We start from the raw sequence: 19,493 nt of genomic DNA, 5'->3' as shown, positions 1-19,493 counted from the left end.
GCCGCCGCGTCGGTCACGTCGCAGCCGTGCGCCTCGGCGCTGCCGCCGCCGTCCCGGACGGCCGCCGCCACACTCCCGGCGCGCGCCGCGTCCCGGTCGGTGACCAGGACGCGTGCGCCCTCCGCGGCGAGCCGGTGTGCGACGGCCGCTCCGATGCCCTGCCCGGCGCCGGTCACCAGCGCCGCGTACCCCTCGAACCGTGTCATCCGATCATGCTAGAAGCGTCCTCCTCGCCCCGGACGGCCCCGGTGCGCCGCGCTGCCTTGTTGTGCTGCTCCTCCCACTGGGAGAGGGCGAGCCCGCAGGCGTGGTCCATGTGCCGCAGCTTCTCCAGGCGCAGCTCGACCGGGCGGTCGGCGGGCAGCGCGTCCAACTGGTCCTGGAGCTTGGGCAGCCGCAGGAAGGTGGCGTTGCCCAGCACCGTGACGCGCAGCGGCCGGTCCTCGCCCATCTCCTCGCTCTCCACGTGCACGTGCGAGGTCTCCCACGCGGTCTTGACCACCGCCATCAGCAGTCCGAGCAGCACGCCCTTGAACATGTCGGTCAGCACGATCGCCAGCGCCGTGACGGCCAGCACCACGGCCTCCGCGCGGTGTTCGCGCCACATCGGTCCCAGCTCCCGCAGTGGGATCAGCTTCCAGCCCGCGTGGACCAGGACGCCGGCCAGCGCGCACAGCGGGATCATGCCCAGCGCGGCCGGGAACGCGGCGGCGAACAGCAGCAGCCACACGCCGTGCAGCACACGGGAGGCCTTCGTCCTGGCACCGGCCGACACGTTCGCCGAGCTGCGCACGATGACCGCCGTCATCGGCAGCGCGCCCAGCGCGCCGCACACCGCGTTGCCCGCTCCCTGGGCCATCAGCTCCTTGTCGTAGTCGGTACGCGGCCCGTCGTGCAGCCGGTCCACGGCCGCCGCGCTGAACAGCGACTCGGCGGAGGCGATCAGGGTGAAGGCCAGCACGGTGGTGATCATGCCGAGCGACGCGAGGCCGCCGAAGTCGCCCAGGCCGGGCGGCCGGACGGCGTCGAAGAGCCCCTGCACCTCGACGCGGGCGACCGGCAGGTCGAAGCCGGCCGTCGCGGCCGTCGCCAGCAGGACGGCGGCCAGCGGCGCCGGCACCACGCGGGCCCCGGCGCGCCACTTGGGCCACACCAGCAGCACCGCGACGGTGGCGGTGCCGACGGCCACGGCGATCAGCGCCTCGCTGTCGCCCACGGTGTCCAGCACCAGGCCGCCGAGGCCCAGCAGCTTCTCCGGGCCGCTGCCGGGGGCCTTGGCGTCGGCCAGCGCGTAGAGCTGACCGGCGATCAGCACCAGGCCGATCCCGGCGAGCATGCCCTGGACGACGGAGACGGAGATCGCACGGAACCAGCGGCCCAGCCGCAGGGCTCCCATGAGCAGTTGCAGCAGTCCGGCTGCCAGGACGAGGACGCCGAGCCCGCCCAGCCCGTAGGTCTGCACCGCCTCGTAGACCAGGACGGTCAGCCCGGCGGCGGGGCCGGAGACCTGGAGGCTGCTGCCGGGCAGCAGCCCGGTGACCAGCCCGCCCACGATGCCGGTGATCAGCCCCACTTCGGCCGGTACGCCCGAGGCGACGGCGATGCCCACGCACAGCGGCAGCGCCACCAGGAAGACGACCAGCGAGGCGGTGAAGTCGGCCCGCAGCGAGCCGCGGCCGCGCAGCGGGTTGAGACGCCCGGCCGGAGGCGGGGGCGTGCGGCCCGGCGGGGTGTTCGTGGAGTTGGTGTGAGTCATGGCGGGCACCTCAGAGCGGGAGGAACGCGTCGGCGCGCGTGTCGAGTTCGTGGACCTGGCCGGTGTCCACGGCGTAGAACCAGCCGCGCAGCGTCAGCTCACCGGCCGACTCCCGCTCCGCGACGCACGGATAGTCCCGCAGCCGCGCAAGCTGGACGCGGACGTGGCGCTGCACGGCGGCGGACACGTCGGGCTGCCGCCTCTCGTGCTCGTCGGCCGCCAGCTCGGAGGGCGGGGGCAGTTGCGCGGCGAGCCAGCCGGCGACGGCGGGAACGGCCGCCAGGTCGTCGCCGCGCACCCGGGCGCCGACGGCGCCGCAGTGCGAGTGCCCGCACACCACGACCTCGGGCACCTGGAGGACGCGGACGGCGTATTCGACGGTGGCGGACTCGCCGCTGGGCCGGTCGGGGCCGCCGTAGGGCGGGACGGCGTTGCCCGCGGTGCGCAGCTCGAACAGCTGGCCGGGGCGGGCTCCGGTGAAGACGGCGGGCTGGACCCGCGCGTCGGAGCAGGAGATGAAGAGGGCCTCGGGTGACTGGCCGGCGGCCAGCCTGCCGTAGTGCTCGCGTTCGTCGGCGCGGTCACGTATCCGTGCGGGGAACGCACGTGTGTGCGGAATGAGAGAGCGCATGAGAGTTACCTTGCGTCCAGATGTGGCAACGGTGAGTGCTGCGGGAGGCGCAGCCGTCACCGCTCCCCGCGGGCGGGGATCACGGGCGGACGGCTGCGGCGGTCCCGATCAGTGCCGGAACACCTGGTGCAGTACGGGAACCTCGACGGATCTGCTCCACGGCATCCCCGCGCTCCCGGTCTCGGGGAGCGGGGCGGGGTGCGGCGCGGTGTGCGCGGGGGACGGGCGCCGTCCTCCCGGCGACGGGTGCTCGCCGGGGGGCGGCGGGGCGCTCGGGAGCCGGACGGCGCGGCGCGCGTGGAAGGTGTTCCCCTCGTGCTCGACCTCGCCGGGCTTGTTCACCTGGGTGACGGCGACGGACGTCCGTTCGCCGCCGGGCGCGGGAAGGGCGCTCGCGCCCTCGGCGGCCAGCAGCAGGGAGAGGAGGAGGGCGAAGGCGTGGACACACATCCGTACGACGGTCACACTGCGTCGCATCGTCCTCCTCCCGGTCACCGGTCACCCGCTGGGGGCCTCCATCGTCACCCACAGGGTGTGTCGATTCACTGTGCGTCGGGTGAACAATCGGTTAACTCGCCCGGGAGAAGCGGGGAGTTTTGCTCGGACCCACGGCTTTTCGGCCGCAACGGCGGAAAGCAATCGCTCGGGTCGCTCGAACGAAGGATCGGTATACGAACAGAGGTGCCGATGACCCGGTGGTTCAGCCCTTGAGAGCGCCCTGCAGCAAGCCCGCGACAAAGCTCCGCTGGAACAGCAGATATGCGAGCGTGATGGGCAGCATCACCAGGATCGTGCCGGCCGCCAGCATCGGTACGTCCGTGTTGTTCTGCCCGACGAAGAACCCCAGCCCGGCCGGCGCCGTCCGCTTCGTCGCGTCCTGGACGAGCACCAGCACCAGCAGGAACTGGTTCCAGGACCACATGAACACCAGTACCCCGAGCGTGGAGAGCGCGGGCCGGGCCGGCGGCAGCAGCACCCGGACGAGGATCGTCCACGACGAGGCGCCGTCGATCAGCGCCGCCTCCACCAGTGAGGGCGGGGTCGTACGGAAGTGCGTCCGCATCCAGAAGACGCCGAACGGCAGGAACAGCGCGATCTCCACCAGGACGACGCCCAGGTAGGAGTCCGTCAGGCCGACGCCGCGCAGGTCGAAGTAGAGCGGCACCACGACCAGTTCGACGGGGATCGTCAGGCCGGCCACGAACAGCGCCGCGACCCCGTCGCCGCCCGGGAGCCGCATCGTCCCCAGCGCGTACCCCGCCAGTCCGGAGAGCACCACCGTGGCGGGCACCACGCCCAGGGCGATGATCAGGCTGGAGCGCATCAGGTCCGAGAAGCCCGCCACCGTCCACGCCTGCCGGTAGTTGTCCAGGCTCCACCGCTCGGGCCAGGCCATGCCCACCACGGGCTCGCCCGAGGGCTGCATGGAGGCGAGGAAGACGCTGAGGAACGGGATGACGACGGCGACGGCCAGCACGGTCAGCAGGGCGTACCCCGACCAGCGCTCCGTCCGGGCGGCGTTCACGCGGGTGTCCTCCCCGGCCTCGACAGCCGGCCCACGACGTAGACCAGCACCAGGATCAGCAGGCTCAGCACCACACCGAGCGCCGAGGCCAGCCCCACCTTCCCGTCGGAGAAGGCCAGCCGGTAGACGAGCAGTCCGGGCACGGTCGTCTCCTCGCCGGGACCGCCGCCCGTGGTCACATAGACGATGTCGAAGCCGGCCAGCGCGGCGACGAGGGTCACCGTCAGCGCGACGGCCAGCTCGCCGCGCAGCTGCGGAAGCGTGACCGAGACGAACTCCCGTACCGGGCCGGCGCCGTCCAGCCGCGCGGCCTCGTACAGCTGCGGATCGATCTTGTGGACCCCGCTGAGGAACAGCATCATGCACAGCCCGCTGAGCACCCAGGTGCCCACCAGCCCCACCGCGACCAGGGCCCAGTCGAAGTCGCCCAGCCACGCGCGCGTCCAGCCGCCGAGCCCGATCCCCTCCAGCGTCTCGTTGATCAGCCCGTCCGCGCCGTACAGCCAGCGCCAGGTCACGCCCACCGCCACCAGCGGCACCACCTGCGGCAGCATGAACAGCAGCCGGTAGGCGCTCAGGCCCCGGCGGCGGCCCAGGGCGCCGCCCGGCGACCGCCCGGGGGAGAGCAGCCCGGTCATGGCCAGGCCCGCCAGGATCGGCAGGCCGGAGAAGAAGACCACGAGGACCAGCGCGTGGAGCACCGAGCCGCGCAGCGCGGGGTCGGCGAAGACCTCGCGGTAGTTGTCGAGCCCCACCCACTCGCCCAGCGTCACCCCGTCCCACGCGAACAGCGACAGATACGCGGTGTGCAGCGCGGGCAGCACGGCGAACGTCAGATAGACGAGCAGGGCGGGCAGCACGTAGAGGTATCCGCGCCAGGCGCGCCGGGAGCGGCGCGCCCGGGGGTTGCGGGCGTCGCGTGCGCCGTGCGCGCCGTGCCGGACCGAGCGCGTCATCGTCCTCCCCTGAGTCCCCGTCTCGTGGTCGGCGTCGTCTCGTGGTCAGCGTCCGTACCGCTCGTCCCAGACGTCCTGGAGCGAGTCGAGATACGCCTCGGGCGTCGTACGGCCCGCTATCAGCTTCTGCACCCCCGCGCGCAGCGGGTCGAGCATGCCGGGCGCGGCGAAGTCGGGGAAGTGGTTCATCCCCTCGTCCGCGGTGACGCGCCGGTGGGCCCGCGCCACCTCGCCCAGGACGCCCTCCGGCACGGGCACGGCGTCCTCGTCGGTGGGCAGGAAGCCGTTGGCGGCGACGATCCGCTGCGCCTCCTTCGAGGTGAGGAAGTCGAGGAAGGCGCCGGCGGCCTGCGGATGCCTGGTCCGCGAGGAGACCGCGTAGGAGACGCTGAAACCGGAGGAGACCGCGCGGGCGCCCGGCCGCGCGCCGGGCATCAGGAAGAAGCCCGCCTTCTTCCCCATCGCCTCGGACAGCTGTCCGGCCGCCCAGTTGCCGTTGACGAGGAAGACGCTGCGGCCGCGGACGAACTCGCCGGTGGAGTCGTTCTGCGTGGTGCCGTTGGCCGACTCGGCGAAGTAGCCCTCGCGGCTCCACTCCGCCAGCTTCCTGGTGGCCGCCAGCGCCTCCTTCGTCTCGATGGTGGCGCCGTCGGCGCCCTTGACCCACCGGCGGTACTCCTCGGGCGGCATCGCGTTGTTCAGCAGCGCCGCCCACAGGTGCAGCCCGCCCGAGTCGAGCGCGCCGACACCCAGCGGCGTCATCCCCGCCCGTTCGACGGCGGCCAGCTGCCGGTCGAACTCCGCCAGGGTGCGCGGCGGCCGGGTGATCCCCGCCTTCCGGGCCAGCTCCCGGTTGTAGTAGATCCCGGTCATCGACAGCCCCGCCGGCACCCCGTACAGACGCTGCCGGGAGGCGGTGCGCCCGGCCGCCGGGCCGGTGAGCTGGTCCAGGCTCGCGGCGGGGAGCTTCCTCCGCCAGCCGTAGGCGTCCCGGTACGGCCCCAGGTCCAGGATGTCGCCGCGCTCGGCGATGTCGTCCATGCCGACGGCGAACTGCGCCAGGTCCGGCGCGGTGTCGGAGGCCATGGTGAGCTTGACGCTCTTCACGTAGTCCGCGAACTGCGTGTACCGCGGCTCGATGGTGATGTCCGGGTGCTTCTTGTGGAAGGCCGCCACCAGCGCGTCCACCATCGCGGGCGCGTCCGCGAAGGTGAGCGTGAGCCTGACGGGCCCGTCGGGGACGGCCGTGCCCGACGGCACGGTCCTGGGGCGGTCCGGGTCCGCCGCGCTCCCCGGCGTCAGCGCGCCGCACGCCGTGACCAGCACGGCGAGGAGGGCGACCAGCACGGGGGCGCGGAGGACGGTGCGACGGGTCTCCACGCGGCCCTCCATACGGCCCTCCCCCTTCTCGGCCCTCCCGTGGCGGTGAAGCGGATCAGGAACGTACCAGCGGCGGTCCGGCCCTGCCAGACCCCCGTTCGGCCGACAAGCGGGGCCGGGCGGGCGGAAGTTGGCGGGACCGCTCCGCCATCCGGGCGTGTCCGGCCCCTCCCGGGGAACCCGCCGTGCCGCGGGCGGCACGTGCGAGGGGCGGGCGCGCCGTGCCGACGCGCCGCTCCCCGCGCCCCCGCCGTGCCGGTGCCACCATGGAAGCAGGGCGCACACGTGGAGGAAGAGATGTTCGAACCGGACGACATCCGCGAGTGGCGCGGACACGACGTGGTCGACGAGGGCGGCAACAAGATCGGCACGCTGGAGTCGGTGTACGTGGACACCGCCACCGACCGCCCCTCCTTCGCGACCGTGACCGTCGGACTGCCCGGACGCCACCGCCTCGTCTTCGTTCCGCTGGCGGGGGCCACGGTCGGACCCCGGTATCTGAAGGTCAAGTACCCCAAGAGCCTGGTGAAGGACGCCCCCTCCATCGGGACCGACGATGTGCTGCCCGCCGAGGACGAGGCGGCCGTCTTCGCGCACTACGAACTGGAATACGCCCAGGGAGCGGGCGGCGAACGCCGCCTCGCCCGCCGCTGAGCAGGGAGGACGACATGGCGCTGTTCCTCTTCCTGGTCCTCGTGGCGATCCTGCTGGGGATCTTCGGCGCGGTCCTCAAGGGCCTGTTCTACCTGCTGCTCATCGGGATCGTCGTCGCCCTGATCGCCTTCGTCTGGGCGGGCTACCGCATCACCGCCCGTGCCACCAGACGCCATATGCGCTGAGCCCCGCGGGGTTGTCCGGGGCGCCCGGGCAAGGCGTGGCGACACGTGGTGGACGTGACGGGTGCGACGGCGTGACAGTGATGTGGATGTAAGGACAACATCTCTTTACGTCATGCGGGCCCCGTGCCAGTCTTCGGGCACGACCTCTGGCGCAAGGAGGGGCCCGGATGGGAGTCATCGCGCGGCGCACCGCGCTGACCGCCGCCGTCCTGGGGGCGGGCTCGGCGGCGCTCGCGGGCTGCGGGAGCCCGCTGGATCCACGGGGGGAGCGGGGCGGGGGCGGGACCGCCCTCACCGTCGCCACCAACGCCGTCTCCGGCGGCAAGAACGCCGACGAGGCCGACTGGATCGAGAAGTGGGTGATACCCCGCTTCGTGCGGCAGCAGCGCGCCAAGGGCGTCGAGGTCCGCGTCAGGTACCTGCCCAGCGGCGTCGACGACGAGCAGTACAAGACGAAGCTCGCCCTCGACCTCAAGGCGCAGGCCGGCCCCGACGTGATGGGCCTGGACGGCATCTGGGTCGGCGAGTTCGCGCAGGCCGGCTACATCCGGCCGCTGCGCGACGTGGTGGGGCCCGCGGGGGCCGACTGGGAGGGCTGGCGGCAGATCGGCCCGAAGGTGCGCTCGCTCGCCCGTTTCGAGGGCAGGCTCTACGGCATACCGGCGGGCACCGACGCCCGGGTGCTCTTCTTCCACAAGCCGCTCTTCCGCAGGGCGGGGCTGCCGGCCGACTGGCGGCCGGCGAGCTGGCGCGACGTACTGGACGCCGCCCGCCGGCTGAGGCGCCTGGACGGTGTCACCCCGCTCCAGATCAACGCGGGGACGGCGATGGGCGAGGCCACCACCATGCAGGGGGTGCTTCCGCTGCTGGCGGGGGCGGGCGGCCGGATCGCCAGGGGGGAGCGGTGGTACGGCGCCACACCGCAGCTGAAGGCCGTGCTCCGCTTCTACCGCGAGATCTACCGGCACGGCCTCGGCGACCCGAGGCTCCAGCAGGAGGCCAAGGGCCGCGACAAGTCCTTCGAACGGTTCTCCGAGGGCAGGCTCGGCATCCTGGCCGAGGGCGACTACTTCTGGCGCGACGTGATCGCTCCCGGGACGGGGACCGCTCCCATGAAACGGCGTGACAACGATGTCGGATATGCCCTCTTCCCCGCCCGTGCCCCGGGCGAGGGACTCGGCGGACGGGACCACATCAGCCTCTCGGGCGGCGCCGTCCACGTCCTCAACCCGCACACCCGCCACCCCCGGCTGGCCTTCGAACTCCTGACGGCCCTGCACTCCGCGGCGGCGCTGAAGGCGCGCCTCGGTGACAGGGCCATGATCACCGAACGGGACGACGTCAACGACGCGGTCCTCGACCAGGACCCCATGCTCCGCTTCTGCGCCGGCAAGGCACTCCCCGTCACCACCTTCCGCCCCCCGCTCGCCGCCTACACCGCGGTCTCCCTCGCACTCCAGGAGGCCACCGCCCACGTCGTGGGGGGCACGGACCCCGACCACGCCGCACAGGCGTACCGCAAGGAACTGCAGGAGGTGCTCGGTGGCAGCGACCACATCATCGGCTGAGCGCGCCTCCCGGGCGGCCCGCCACGAGCGGGACGGGGCGGGCCGCCCGGGGGGCGAGCAGGACGCGGCAGGACTCGGCAGACGCAGGGCCGCCGCCTTCGTGGCGCCCGCGCTGGTGCTGATCGCCCTCTTCCTCGTCCTGCCCGCCGTCTGGACGCTCTACCTGGGCGCGACCGACTACCGGCTGACCGGCATCCCCGCCATCGACCCCTCCTTCGTCGGGACCGGCAACCTCACCAGGGCGCTGGGCGACGACGGCTTCTGGCACTCCCTGTGGCTCACCCTGCTGTTCGTCCTCGGCTCCGCCGTCATCGGCCAGGCCGGCCTCGGCTTCGCCCTGGCCTGGTGGATGCGGGAGCGCACCGGATGGCTCAAGGCCACCCTCGAAGCGCTCGTCATGCTCGCCTGGATCCTGCCCAGCTCCGTGGTGGCGTTCTTGTGGATCGCCTTCCTCGACCGGGACGGCGGCACCCTCAACACCCTGCTCCACACGCCCGGCGCCGCCTGGCTGCTGGACCACCCGATGCTCTCGATCACCGTCTACAACATCTGGCGCGGCAGCGCCTTCTCGATGATGCTCTACAGCGCGGCCCTGGGGAACGTCCCCGCCTCCCACCTGGAGACCGCCAGACTCGCGGGGGCGAGCGGCCCGCAGCTGCTGCGGGACGTCGTCTTCCCCCGCATCCGCGGCCACGTGCTGACGAACCTGCTGCTGATCAGCCTGTGGACCTTCAACGACTTCACCCCGTTCCTCATCACCGCCGGCGGCCCGGACGGGAAGAGCGAGACGCTGCCCGTCCACATCTACAAGACCGCGCTCGGCGGCGGCGAGCTGGGCTACGGTGCGGCCGTCTCCTTCCTGATGCTGCTCATCAACCTCGTCGTCGCGGTGGTCTACCTGCGGCTGCTCGGGCAGAACAACAAGACGCGAGGGACGGGCAGGACGCGCGGGGCGGCCCGGACGCACGGCACGGCCAGGACGCCCGCCGCCCGGGAGGCGAAGGAGGAGACCGCATGAGCGCCCCCACCGCACCAAGGCCGGCCGACGACCACGGACCGGGGCGCGGCCCGGTCGGCCAACTGCTGCGCGGCGTCGGCGCCTACCTGCTCGTGGCCCTCGCGCTCGGCTTCTTCGCCCTGCCCATGCTGTGGCTGGCCGCCGCGCCCTTCGACCGGCACCCCGGCGTCACCGCCTCGCTGCCCGAGTTCACCCTCGACAGCTTCCGGCGGCTGTGGCACAACCCCAACGCCGTGGACTCCCTGGCCAGTTCGCTCGTCCTGGCCGTCGGCAGCGCCGTGCTCGTCGTCGGTCTCTCCGCGCTCGCCGCCTACGCCCTCAGCCGGGTACGGCTCCGCGGCCGGGACGGTCTCCTGTACGCGCTGCTGCTGCTGTCCTCCATCGTGACCGGGACGGCGGCGATGGTCCCGATCTTCCTGCTGGCGGCGGAACTGAACCTGGTCGACAGCTACCTGGGCGTGATCCTAGTGCTGACCGGCGGACTGCTCCCCGCCGCCATCTTCATCCTCAAGGACTTCATGGACACCACGCCCCGCTCCTACGAGGAGTCGGCGCGGGTCTTCGGCGCCTCGCCGCTGCGCGTCATGAAGGACGTCGTGGTGCCCGTGGTGCGGCCCGGCCTCGCGACCGTGGGCGTGTGGACGGTCGCCCAGGTGTGGGGCAACTTCCTCATTCCGTTCCTGCTCCTGCGCTCGCCCGACAAGTCGCCCGCCGCCGTGGTCATGTACACCTTCTACACCGAGGGCGGCCAGCCCGACCTGGCGCTCATCTCCACCTTCTCGCTCCTGTACTCGCTGCCGGTCGTGCTGATGTTCCTCTTCGTCAGCCGCCGCTACGGATTCCGCTTCCATGGAGGGATCAAGGCCTGATGGCAGACATCACCCTGAACTGGCTCGCCAAGGTCTACCCCGGCGGCGTACGGGCGCTCGGCGGCGTCGACCTGACCGTGCGGGACGGCGAGTTCTTCGCGCTGCTGGGCCCCTCCGGGTGCGGCAAGTCCACCCTGCTGCGCACCATCGCCGGCCTGGAGGCCGCCACGGGGGGCAGCGTCCACATCGGCGGCCGGGACGTGACGGCGCTGCCGCCCGGCGACCGCGGCATCGCCATGGTCTTCCAGGACTACGCCCTCTTCCCGCACATGACCGTCACCGAGAACATCGCCTACCCCCTGAAGATCAAGAAGGTGGGCCGGGCCGAACGCACCGCCAAGGCCCGCGAGACGGCCGAGGAACTGGGCCTGGGACACCTGGGGGAGCGCCGGCCGGGCCAGCTGTCCGGCGGCCAGCAGCAGCGTGCCGCCCTCGCCCGCGCCATGGCCTGCCACCCCGGGGTCTTCCTGCTGGACGAACCTCTCTCCAACCTCGACGCGCGGATGCGCCTGGAGGCGCGGACGTTCCTCAAGAAACTCCAGCGCGAACTGGGCGTCACGACGGTCTTCGTCACCCACGACCAGGCCGAGGCCCTCGCCCTGGCCGACCGCGTCGCCGTCATGGAGGGCGGCGAACTGCGCCAGGTCGGCACCCCCACCGAGGTCTTCCGCCGCCCGGCCGGCACCTTCGTGGCCTCCTTCATCGGGTCCACGCCGATGAACCTGCTGGAAGCGCGGGTGACTGACGGCGGCCGGGCGGTGCTCGTCGCGGGCCGCGAACTGCCGGTGCCCGAGCACGCCGCCTCGCTCGTCGCGGAGGGGGAGAAGCTCGTCTACGGGATCCGCCCCGAGTATCTGCGCTGGTCCGACGAGGCGGTCGGCGCCGCCCTGGAGGGCACCGTCTCGGTGGTGGAGAACCTCGGCAGCGCGCAGCTCGTCACCCTGGAGTGCGCCGACGGCACCACGAGCGTCCAGGTCGTGGTGCCGGAGGACCACGAGCCGGCCGTCGGCACCCGCGGGTGGGCCGTGCCGCGCGGTGAGAGGGCGCTGCTCTACCGCGACGGAAGCCTGGTCACCGCAGCGCCCGCGCCCGCCGCGCAGGTGCCCGCTTGACGGCGCGCGAGCAGGTGCACGCCGGCACCTTCACCATGGAGCAGCGGGCGCGCGCGATCCTGCGGGAGCTGCCCGTCGAGGTGCCGCGCGGTACGGGCGCGCTGACGGTCGCCCTCTCCCACCCGCCCGGCCGGGGCGTGCTCGATCTGGGACTGCTCGGCCCCGAGGGGGAGTTCCGCGGCTGGTCCGGGGGCGCCCGGGACACCTTCACGGTGACCCAGGGGTGGGCGACCCCCGGCTACCTGCCCGGCCCGCTCCACCCCGGGACCTGGCGGGTGCTGGTGCGGCTGCACCGGATTCCGCCGGAGGGCCTGCCCTACCGGGTACGGGCGCTGGCCACCGGGCGGACCCCCGCCCCACCGCCCGAAGACCTGCCGCCGCCTCCGGTCGCGCCCCGGGAGCGGCGGTCCCGCCGGGCGGTGCCCGCGGCCGACGGCGCCCGCTGGCTCGCCGGCGACCTGCACGCCCACACCGTGCACAGCGACGGTTCCCTCACCGTCGACGAACTGGCACGGTGCGCGGCCCTCGCCGGGCTCGACTTCCTGGCCGTGACCGACCACAACACCGTCAGCCACCATCCCCTGCTGCCCGCCGCCGGGGCGCGCCAGGACGTCCTCCTGCTGCCCGGCCAGGAGGTCACCACCGACCTGGGACACGCCAACGTGTTCGGGGACACCGGATGGATCGACTTCCGGCGCGGCGCCGACTCCTGGCTGGCCCGCGCGGAAGCGCACGGCGGCGTGCTGTCGGTCAACCACCCGCTCGCCGGCGACTGCGCCTGGCAACTGCCCTTCACCCGGCGCCGGCCCCGGCACGCCGAACTGTGGCACCACACCTGGACCGACCGCCGGCACGGGGCGCCCCTGGCCTGGGCGCGCGCCTGGCGCGAGGACCTCGTCCCGCTGGGCGGCAGCGACTTCCACCGCCCCCAGGACGGCCGTCCCCTCGGCGCCCCCACCACCTGGGTGCTGTGCCGGGACGGTGACGTCCTCGGCGGCCTCGCCGCCGGGCACACCGCCGTGTCGGCCGCGCCCGACGCGCCCGTCCTGCTGCGGTACGGCGGCGAACTCCTCGCCCTCGACGCCGACGGCACCGTGCTGGTGCGGCCCGACGGGGAACGCCGCGTCGTCCGGGGCGACACCGTACGCCTGCCGGCCGCGCCCCGTGGGGTGCACCGCCTGGAGACCCACCAGGGCGGCGTCCTCGCCCTGAGCACCTGACCGCGCCGGGCAGCCCGCGTCCCGGCGGAGCCTTCCCCTCCACCCCTCGGCAGAGAAGGGCCGTGACCATGACCGACGAGCTGGTGATCGTCCCGCACACCCACTGGGACCGCGAGTGGTACCTGCCCTTCCAGCAGTTCCGCCTCCAGCTGATCGGACTGCTGGACGAGGTGCTGGAGCGCATGGAGGCCGACCCCCGCCAGCGCTTCACCCTCGACGGGCAGGCCGTCGCCGTGGACGACTACCTGGAGGTGCGGCCCGAGCGGCGCGAGCGGCTGACGGCCCTGGTGAAGGAGGGGCGGCTGGCCGTCGGGCCGTGGCACATCCTCCTGGACGAGTTCCTGTGCTCGGGCGAGAACATCGTCCGCAACCTGGAACTCGGCCTGCGGCGCAGCCAGGAGAGGGGCGGCTGGCTGCGCGTCGGCTACCTGCCCGACATGTTCGGGCACTGCGCGCAGATGCCCCAGATCCTGCGGGGCGCCGGGATCGCCCACGCCTGCGTGTGGCGGGGCGTCCCGGCCGCCGTGGACAGCCACGCCTTCGCCTGGACGGCACCCGACGGCACCGCGATCCGCACCGAGTACCTGGCGGCGGGCGGGTACGGCAGCGCCGCCGGGCTCTTCGACGACCCCGGACGGGTCGCGGAGCGGGCCCGCGAGGTCGCCGCCAAGCTCCGCCCCTGGCGGCCCGACGGCTCCCCGATGCTCGCGATGTACGGCTCCGACCACACGGCGCCCGCCGCCGACCTGGCCGACCTGCTGGAGCGGCACAACGCCCGGCACGCCGAGGACGGCACCGGCGGTGGCGGGGTGCGGCTGCGACTGGCCACCCTCGGCGAGTACTTCGCGGCGCAGCCCACCGGGGTGGAGGGGCTGCGCGCGGTCCACGGCGAACTGCGCAGCCACGCGCGGGCCAACATCCTGCCCGGGGTCCTCTCCGTCCGGGCGCCGCTCAAGCAGGCGATGGCCCGCGCCGAGCGCGCCGTCGAACGGTACGCGGAACCCCTGGCCGCGCTCTGGTTCGACGGTCTCGCCGAGCGCTTCCTGGAGATGGCCTGGCACCGGCTGATCGAGGTGTCGTGCCACGACTCGGTCACCGGCTGCGGCTGCGACGAGACGGCCCAGCAGGTCGCCGCCCGCATCGCGGAGGCGGAACAACTGGGCCTGGCCGTACGCGACATGGTCGGCGCCCGGCTGTCCGGGCGGGTCCCGCACGACGCGCATCTGCTGTTCAACCCGACGCCCGCCCCGCGCACCGACCTGGTGGAGCTGGACGTGCCCGGCGAGGGCCCCGTCCATCTGGCCGCCGCCGACGGCACCGTCTTCCCCGCCCAGCCGGTCGCCGCGGCGCCGACGCTGCTGGCCGACGACACCGTCCCCGCCGGACGGCTGTCCACCGTGCTGGCCCGGGTGCACGGCAGCGAGCTGTACGGCCGGGAGATCACCGCCTGGCGTGTGGCTCCCGCGGAGCGGCTGCTGCACTTCACCGTCGCCCGCCGCAGCGAACTGCCCTTCGACCTCACCGAGGTGAAGGCGGCCCTGGAGCGGGCGCGGCCCGAGGGCGAATGGCGGGTGGTCATCGAGGCGGAGCCCCGGCAGCGGGTCGCCGCGCTGGTGTCCGCACCGGCGCTGGGCCACACCGCCGTGCGCGCCGTGCCCGGAGCGGCACCCGGGCCCGCGCACCCGGTCGGCGTGGCGGACCGCGCCCTGGACAACGGCCTGCTGCGGGTGGAGATTGCCGAGGACGGCACCTTCACGGCGCGCACGGCCGACGGCGTCGAGCTGAGGGGCGCGGGGCGGATCGTGGACGGCGGCGACCTGGGCGACACCTACAACTACGCGCCGCCCGCACACGACGTCCTGGTCGAGCGGCCCGAGGAGGTCACCGTCCGGCGCGTCGCCAAGGGCCCGCTGACCGGCGCCGTTCAGGTCGTCCGCCGCTACGCCTGGCCGGCCGCCGGGGACTTCGCCGCTCATGGCCGTACGGCCGCCACCGAGCCGACCGTCGTGACCACCCGGCTGGAACTGCGGGCCGGGGAGCGGTTCGTCAGGCTGGCCGTCTCCTTCGACAACCGCAGCGACGACCACCGGGTCCGGCTGCACGTCCCGCTGCCGCGCCGCGCCCGGACCTCCTACGGCGAGGGGCAGTTCGCCGTGGTGGAGCGCGGGCTGCGTGCGGAGGGCGGTTCCGGCGAGGAGCCGCTGCCCACCTTCCCCGCCTCCGCGTTCGTGGCGGCGGGCGGCGCCGCCGTGCTCCTGGAGCACGCCACCGAGTACGAACTGGTGGCGGACGGCGGCGAGCTGGCGCTGACGCTGCTGCGCCCGACCGGGCAGATGTCCCGCAACCGGCACGTGTGGCGTGACGAGCCGGCCGGCGGCGAGTTCGCCACCCCGCAGGCCCAGTGCCGCGGTGTGCGCACGGTCACCTTCGGCCTGCTGCCGTACGCGGGGGAGTGGCACGAGGCCCCCGTCCACGAGGCGGCCGAGTCCTTCCGGCACCCGTTCGCCGCGCTGCACGGCACAGCGCCCGCGGCCACCCCGCTGCCCGGCGCCGGCGAGGGGCTGGGCGTCACGGGCGAGGGCGTCACCCTCAGCGCGGTACGGGAGCGGGAGGGCGGACTGGAGGTGCGGCTCGTGGCCCTGACACCGCGCCCGGCCACGGCCCGGCTCACCCTGCCGGGGCTGCGCACCGTGATGCGGTGCGACCTGCTGGGCCGCCCCCTGGGAGGGGGCGCGGACCCGGCTCCGGAGAGCGCCGTGGACGGGGGGAGTGCCGTGCTCCGGCTGCGGCCCTGGGAGATCGCCACCCTCAGGCTGGAGCGCTGAGGGCCGCTGCCGCCCTGCCGAAGCCCCGCTTCCGGGTGCGCACCCGAACGCACGCTGTCCGTTATGTTCCCCACGCACCGCTATGTACCCTGAGTGGAGCACGCGACGTTTCCGCACGCGGCGGAAAGGCGGACAGATGGCTTCGGTCGGCGGAGTGCCCTGCTGGGTCAGTCTGATGACCCCCGATCAACGGGCCGCCGAAGAGTTCTACGGTCCCGTGCTGGGCTGGTCCTTCGAGGCCGCCTCCGACGGCCCGGACTCCCGGGTCGCCACGGTCGGCGGTCAGCCGGTGGCGGGGCTCAACCCGCTGGCCGAGGGCGCGGGCCCGGAGGCCGAGCGGTGGACGGTCTACTTCCACGTCGAGGACGCCGACGTGGTCGCCGAGCGCATCGCCGAGCGCGGGGCGACCGTCGCGGTCGGCCCGCTGCGCACGGGCGGCGGCCGCTCCGTCATCGCGGCGGACCAGTCGGGCGCCCCCTTCGGGCTCTGGCAGGGCGACGGGCCCGCCTCCTGGGGGGTGGGCTCGGGGCCCGCCCCCGCCTGGCTCCAGCTGCACACCCCGGACGCCTTCGCCGCCGCCGTCTTCTACGGCGAGATCTTCGACTGGATGGACGACCCCAGCCACGGGGTCACCTATGAGGAGCAGTACGACGAGATCGTCGTGCGCGTGGACGGCCACGCCGTGGCCGGGCTGCGCGGAGGAGCCCCCGAGTCGCCGCCCGACCCGCGCATCCGCGCGCGATGGGAGCCGTATTTCCGGGTACCCGACCTCGACGCGGCGGTGGACGCCGCGGAACGGGAGGGTGGCGAGGTCGCCACGCCACCCCGCCCCTCCCCGCTGGGGCGGACGGCGACTCTCCGTGACCCGAAGGGCGCCTCCTTCTGTCTGCTCAGCACGTAAGGAGCACACCATGCAGGAGAACGACAAGAACGGCCGGATCCAGGACGACGAGGCCAAGAAGCGGCTCCGCGGTGATCTGCGTTCGAACCGTGAGGAAGCCCGCGAGATGGAGCCGTCCGGCGAGGACCAGCCGGAGGCCGACCGCGACCCGCAGGCCCTGCGGACCGGCGGCACCCCCGCCGGGATGACACCGCGCGATGTGGAACTGCGCTCCGAGATCGCCCGGTACCTGGGCCGCCACCTGTATCCGACGGGCCGCGAGGAGGTGCTCGACGCGCTCCGCGCGGAGCACGCCCCCGACCGGCTCGTCGACCTCGCCGCCGGCCTCCCCGCGGACGCCCGCTACCGCAACGTCCAGGAGCTGGTGCAGGCCCTGGGCCTGCACACGGAGGCCCGCCGAAGCTGACACCTTCCCGCTCCCCGGACCCGCCCCCCGGGCCCGCCCCTGTTCCCGCCGGGGACGGGGACGGTGCCCGGCCGGCGGACCCTGTGCGCCGTACCACCCGATCGGGGGGACATGGCGGGCCCGCCGGGCGGGCAGCGGGGAGCGATGAGGTTTTTGCAGGACGTCGAGACCAGGATGGAGCGCCTCTCCAGTTCGCTGTGGGCGCTGCTGCGCCCGAGCGGCGGCGAGCGGGTCGAGGTGGTCGGGATGCTGCGCCGGGAGTGCGAGGCCAAGGCGGTGATCGTGGGCTGGGGCCGCACCGTCGTCCCCAACTCCTTCGTGCTGGAGCTGCCGGCCGACAGCTATGCGCGGCTGGAGGAGGAGGCGGACGCGGTGGGTGAGCGGCTCGCGTCCGAGGTGCGGCGGCACGCCGCCGAGCGGCACTACAGCTTCGCGGGTCCGGTCGCCGTCCGGCTGCGGCCCCCGCGCGACGGCGAGGAGCCCAGCCGCTACCGCATCCACAGCAGCATCACACCCCGCCCCTGAGCGCCCGCCCGGGCAGAACCCCGTGCGGAAAGCGGTGCCGGGGCCATTGACACCCCCCGGCCCTCTTCCTACTGTCGCATCGCTATTTCGAACGTGTGACGAAATCTCGAACAAGTCGTGCAGTGAACACGGCTCAGCGGCAGCGAGCGACAGGGAGCGGCTCTCGTGCGCATCACCGGCATCAGCACCCACGTGGTCGGAACGCCTTGGCGGAACCTGACCTTTGTCCAGGTCCACACCGACGAAGGGCTCACCGGCGTCGGTGAGACGCGGATGCTGGGCCACACCGACGCGCTGCTCGGCTATCTGCGCGAGGCGGAGGCCAACCACATCGCCGGCTCCGACCCGTTCCGCACCGAGGACCTGGTACGGCGCATGAAGTACGGGGACTACGGGCGCGCGGGCGAGATCGTGATGTCCGGCATCGCCTGTGTCGAGACGGCCTGCTGGGACATCAAGGGCAAGGCGCTGGGCGTGCCCGTCTGGCAGTTGCTGGGCGGCAACGTCACCGACAGGGTCCCGGCGTACGCCAATGGCTGGTACACCACCGAGCGCACCCCCGAGGCGTACCACCAGGCCGCCAAGAACGTCATGGCACGCGGCTACCGGGCCCTGAAGATCGACCCCTTCGGCACCGGGCACCTCGAACTGTCCTGGGAGGAGACGCGCTACGCGGTCTCCCTCATCGAGGCGGTGCGCGACGCCATCGGCCCCGGGGCCGAACTCATGCTGGAGATGCACGGCCGCTTCGCTCCGGCCACCGCCGTCCGGCTGGCCCGCGAGATGGCGCCGTACCGGCCCGCGTGGCTGGAGGAGCCGGTGCCGCCGGAGAACCTCAAGGCGCTGGCCAAGGTGGCCGCGAAGGTGGAGATGCCGGTGGCCACCGGCGAGCGCATCCACGACCGGATCGAGTACCGGGAGCTGTTCGAGAGCCAGGCCGCCGACATCATCCAGCCCGATCTCGGCCACCTCGGCGGCATCGCGGAGACCCGCAAGCTGGCGGCCACCGCCGAGACCCACTACACGCTGGTGGCCCCGCACAACGTCGGCGGCCCCGTGCTGACCGCCGCCAGCCTCCAGGTCGGCTTCACCACGCCCAACTTCAAGGTCCTGGAGCACTTCAACGACTTCGCGGACGCCGAGATCCAGCAGGTCGTCAAAGGCGCGCCGCGCGTGGACCCGGAGACCGGCTGCTTCGCCCTCTCCCACGCCCCCGGGCTCGGTGTCGAGCTGGACGTGGACGCGGCGGCCGAACACCCCCAGCAGCGCGCCCACTTCGACCTGTGGGCCGAGGGCTGGGAGACCCGCAGGCCGAAGGGCGGCAGCCGGTGAGCGCACCGGAGCGCGACGGGGTCGCCGTCGTCCTGGAGGCGCCCGGCAGCGCCCGGCTCGCCCCGCACCGGCCCCGCCCGCCCGGCCCCGGTGAGGTGCTGGTGCGGGTGCACGCCGCCGGTATCTGCGGCAGTGACCGCGAGCTGTACCAGGGCAACCGCCCGGCCCCGTACGCCCGTTACCCCGTCACGCCCGGCCACGAGTGGTCCGGCACCGTGCTGGAGACCGGGGAGGGCGCCCCCGGCGGGCTGGTGGGCCGCAAGGTGGTGGGGGAGGGGTTCCGCAACTGCCAGGTGTGCGAGCGCTGCCACACCGGAGAGCCGACGCTGTGCACCGCCGGGTACGCCGAGACCGGGTTCACCGAGCCCGGCGCCATGGCGCCCACCCTCACCCTCCCCGCCCGCCTGCTGCACCCGCTGCCCGACGACGCCGACCTGACGGCCGCAGCGCTGCTGGAGCCCGCGGCCTGCGTGGCCGCCGCGGCGCTGCGGGCCCGGGTGCGCCCCGGCGACCGGGTGGCCGTCGTCGGCGACGGCACGCTGGGCATGCTCGCGGCCCGGCTGCTGGCGGCCGGTTCCCCTGCGGCGCTGCTGGTGGTCGGCGCCCGCCCGGAGCGGGCCGCGCTCGCCG

General features: G+C 73.8%; 20 protein-coding genes. 13 read left to right on the top strand and 7 right to left on the bottom strand.

The annotated features are described in order from the left end of the window. From FM076_RS33435 to FM076_RS06000, 7 genes are all read right to left on the bottom strand, one after another. Positions 1-206 (bottom strand): SDR family NAD(P)-dependent oxidoreductase (locus FM076_RS33435; protein WP_243274329.1); only part of this gene is annotated, 206 nt, incomplete at its 3' end. Continuing rightward, positions 203-1,756, bottom strand: coding sequence for a SulP family inorganic anion transporter (locus FM076_RS06025; protein WP_243274328.1), 1,554 nt, complete (start codon positions 1,754-1,756; stop codon positions 203-205). The genes FM076_RS33435 and FM076_RS06025, both read right to left, overlap by 4 nt. A gap of 10 nt (positions 1,757-1,766) precedes the next feature. Beyond that, the gene (locus tag FM076_RS06020) at positions 1,767-2,387 is read right to left on the bottom strand and encodes a carbonic anhydrase (RefSeq protein WP_173868880.1); all 621 of its coding nucleotides are present in this window, start codon (positions 2,385-2,387) and stop codon (positions 1,767-1,769) included. A 108-nt stretch (positions 2,388-2,495) separates the two neighbouring features. Next, positions 2,496-2,864, bottom strand: a complete 369-nt coding sequence (locus FM076_RS06015) for a hypothetical protein (RefSeq protein WP_173868879.1) — start codon at positions 2,862-2,864, stop codon at positions 2,496-2,498. 223 nt (positions 2,865-3,087) lie between these two features. Beyond that, positions 3,088-3,912, bottom strand: a complete 825-nt coding sequence (locus FM076_RS06010) for an ABC transporter permease subunit (protein ID WP_173868878.1) — start codon at positions 3,910-3,912, stop codon at positions 3,088-3,090. Beyond that, positions 3,909-4,868 carry a carbohydrate ABC transporter permease gene (locus tag FM076_RS06005; protein ID WP_173868877.1) on the bottom strand — a complete coding sequence of 320 codons (960 nt, stop codon included), beginning with the start codon at positions 4,866-4,868 and terminating at the stop codon, positions 3,909-3,911. The genes FM076_RS06010 and FM076_RS06005 overlap by 4 nt, the downstream gene beginning before the upstream one ends. A 45-nt stretch (positions 4,869-4,913) precedes the next feature. Beyond that, positions 4,914-6,248 carry an extracellular solute-binding protein gene (locus FM076_RS06000; RefSeq protein ID WP_173868876.1) on the bottom strand — a complete coding sequence of 445 codons (1,335 nt, stop codon included), beginning with the start codon at positions 6,246-6,248 and terminating at the stop codon, positions 4,914-4,916. Positions 6,249-6,545: 297 nt separating this feature from the next. Here FM076_RS06000 and FM076_RS05995 point away from each other — a divergent pair, with 297 nt between their 5' ends. From FM076_RS05995 to FM076_RS05935, 13 genes are all read left to right on the top strand, one after another. Next, positions 6,546-6,902, top strand: a complete 357-nt coding sequence (locus FM076_RS05995) for a PRC-barrel domain-containing protein (protein WP_173868875.1) — start codon at positions 6,546-6,548, stop codon at positions 6,900-6,902. 14 nt (positions 6,903-6,916) lie between these two features. Further along, complete coding sequence (locus FM076_RS05990) at positions 6,917-7,087, top strand: hypothetical protein (RefSeq protein WP_173868874.1); 171 nt, start codon at positions 6,917-6,919, stop codon at positions 7,085-7,087. A 167-nt stretch (positions 7,088-7,254) separates the two neighbouring features. Then, on the top strand, positions 7,255-8,655 hold the full coding sequence (locus FM076_RS05985; protein ID WP_173868873.1) for an extracellular solute-binding protein: 1,401 nt from the start codon (positions 7,255-7,257) through the stop codon (positions 8,653-8,655). After that, entirely contained in the window at positions 8,630-9,673 is a 1,044-nt protein-coding gene (locus tag FM076_RS05980; protein WP_173868872.1) for an ABC transporter permease subunit, read from the top strand. The genes FM076_RS05985 and FM076_RS05980 overlap by 26 nt, the downstream gene beginning before the upstream one ends. Beyond that, on the top strand, positions 9,670-10,542 hold the full coding sequence (locus tag FM076_RS05975) for a carbohydrate ABC transporter permease (protein WP_173868871.1): 873 nt from the start codon (positions 9,670-9,672) through the stop codon (positions 10,540-10,542). Before FM076_RS05980 ends, FM076_RS05975 begins: the two co-directional genes overlap by 4 nt. Continuing rightward, positions 10,542-11,654, top strand: a complete 1,113-nt coding sequence (locus FM076_RS05970) for an ABC transporter ATP-binding protein (RefSeq protein ID WP_173868870.1) — start codon at positions 10,542-10,544, stop codon at positions 11,652-11,654. The genes FM076_RS05975 and FM076_RS05970 overlap by 1 nt, the downstream gene beginning before the upstream one ends. Further along, on the top strand, positions 11,651-12,874 hold the full coding sequence (locus tag FM076_RS05965; RefSeq protein WP_243274327.1) for a CehA/McbA family metallohydrolase: 1,224 nt from the start codon (positions 11,651-11,653) through the stop codon (positions 12,872-12,874). The genes FM076_RS05970 and FM076_RS05965 overlap by 4 nt, the downstream gene beginning before the upstream one ends. Positions 12,875-12,942: 68 nt before the next feature. Then, positions 12,943-15,699: a glycosyl hydrolase-related protein gene (locus tag FM076_RS05960; RefSeq protein ID WP_173868869.1), complete on the top strand. Its 2,757-nt coding sequence runs from the start codon at positions 12,943-12,945 to the stop codon at positions 15,697-15,699. Positions 15,700-15,835: 136 nt separating this feature from the next. Continuing rightward, complete coding sequence (locus FM076_RS05955) at positions 15,836-16,600, top strand: VOC family protein (protein ID WP_173868868.1); 765 nt, start codon at positions 15,836-15,838, stop codon at positions 16,598-16,600. A gap of 10 nt (positions 16,601-16,610) precedes the next feature. Continuing rightward, positions 16,611-17,006, top strand: a complete 396-nt coding sequence (locus tag FM076_RS05950) for a DUF2795 domain-containing protein (protein ID WP_173868867.1) — start codon at positions 16,611-16,613, stop codon at positions 17,004-17,006. A 144-nt stretch (positions 17,007-17,150) separates the two neighbouring features. Next, a complete protein-coding gene (locus FM076_RS05945) occupies positions 17,151-17,531 on the top strand; it encodes an FhaA domain-containing protein (RefSeq protein ID WP_173868866.1) in 381 nt (126 codons plus the stop codon). A gap of 165 nt (positions 17,532-17,696) precedes the next feature. After that, entirely contained in the window at positions 17,697-18,863 is a 1,167-nt protein-coding gene (locus tag FM076_RS05940) for a mandelate racemase/muconate lactonizing enzyme family protein (RefSeq protein ID WP_173868865.1), read from the top strand. Beyond that, positions 18,860-19,493: alcohol dehydrogenase catalytic domain-containing protein (locus tag FM076_RS05935; RefSeq protein ID WP_173868864.1), on the top strand; the 634-nt coding region annotated here is incomplete at its 3' end. The genes FM076_RS05940 and FM076_RS05935, both read left to right, overlap by 4 nt.

Origin of the sequence: Streptomyces albus subsp. chlorinus, assembly GCF_013302895.1 — a bacterium.
GTDB lineage: Bacteria > Actinomycetota > Actinomycetes > Streptomycetales > Streptomycetaceae > Streptomyces > Streptomyces chlorinus.
Note: the sequence above shows the minus strand (reverse complement) of the source record. Positions and strands in the feature narration are given on the sequence as shown.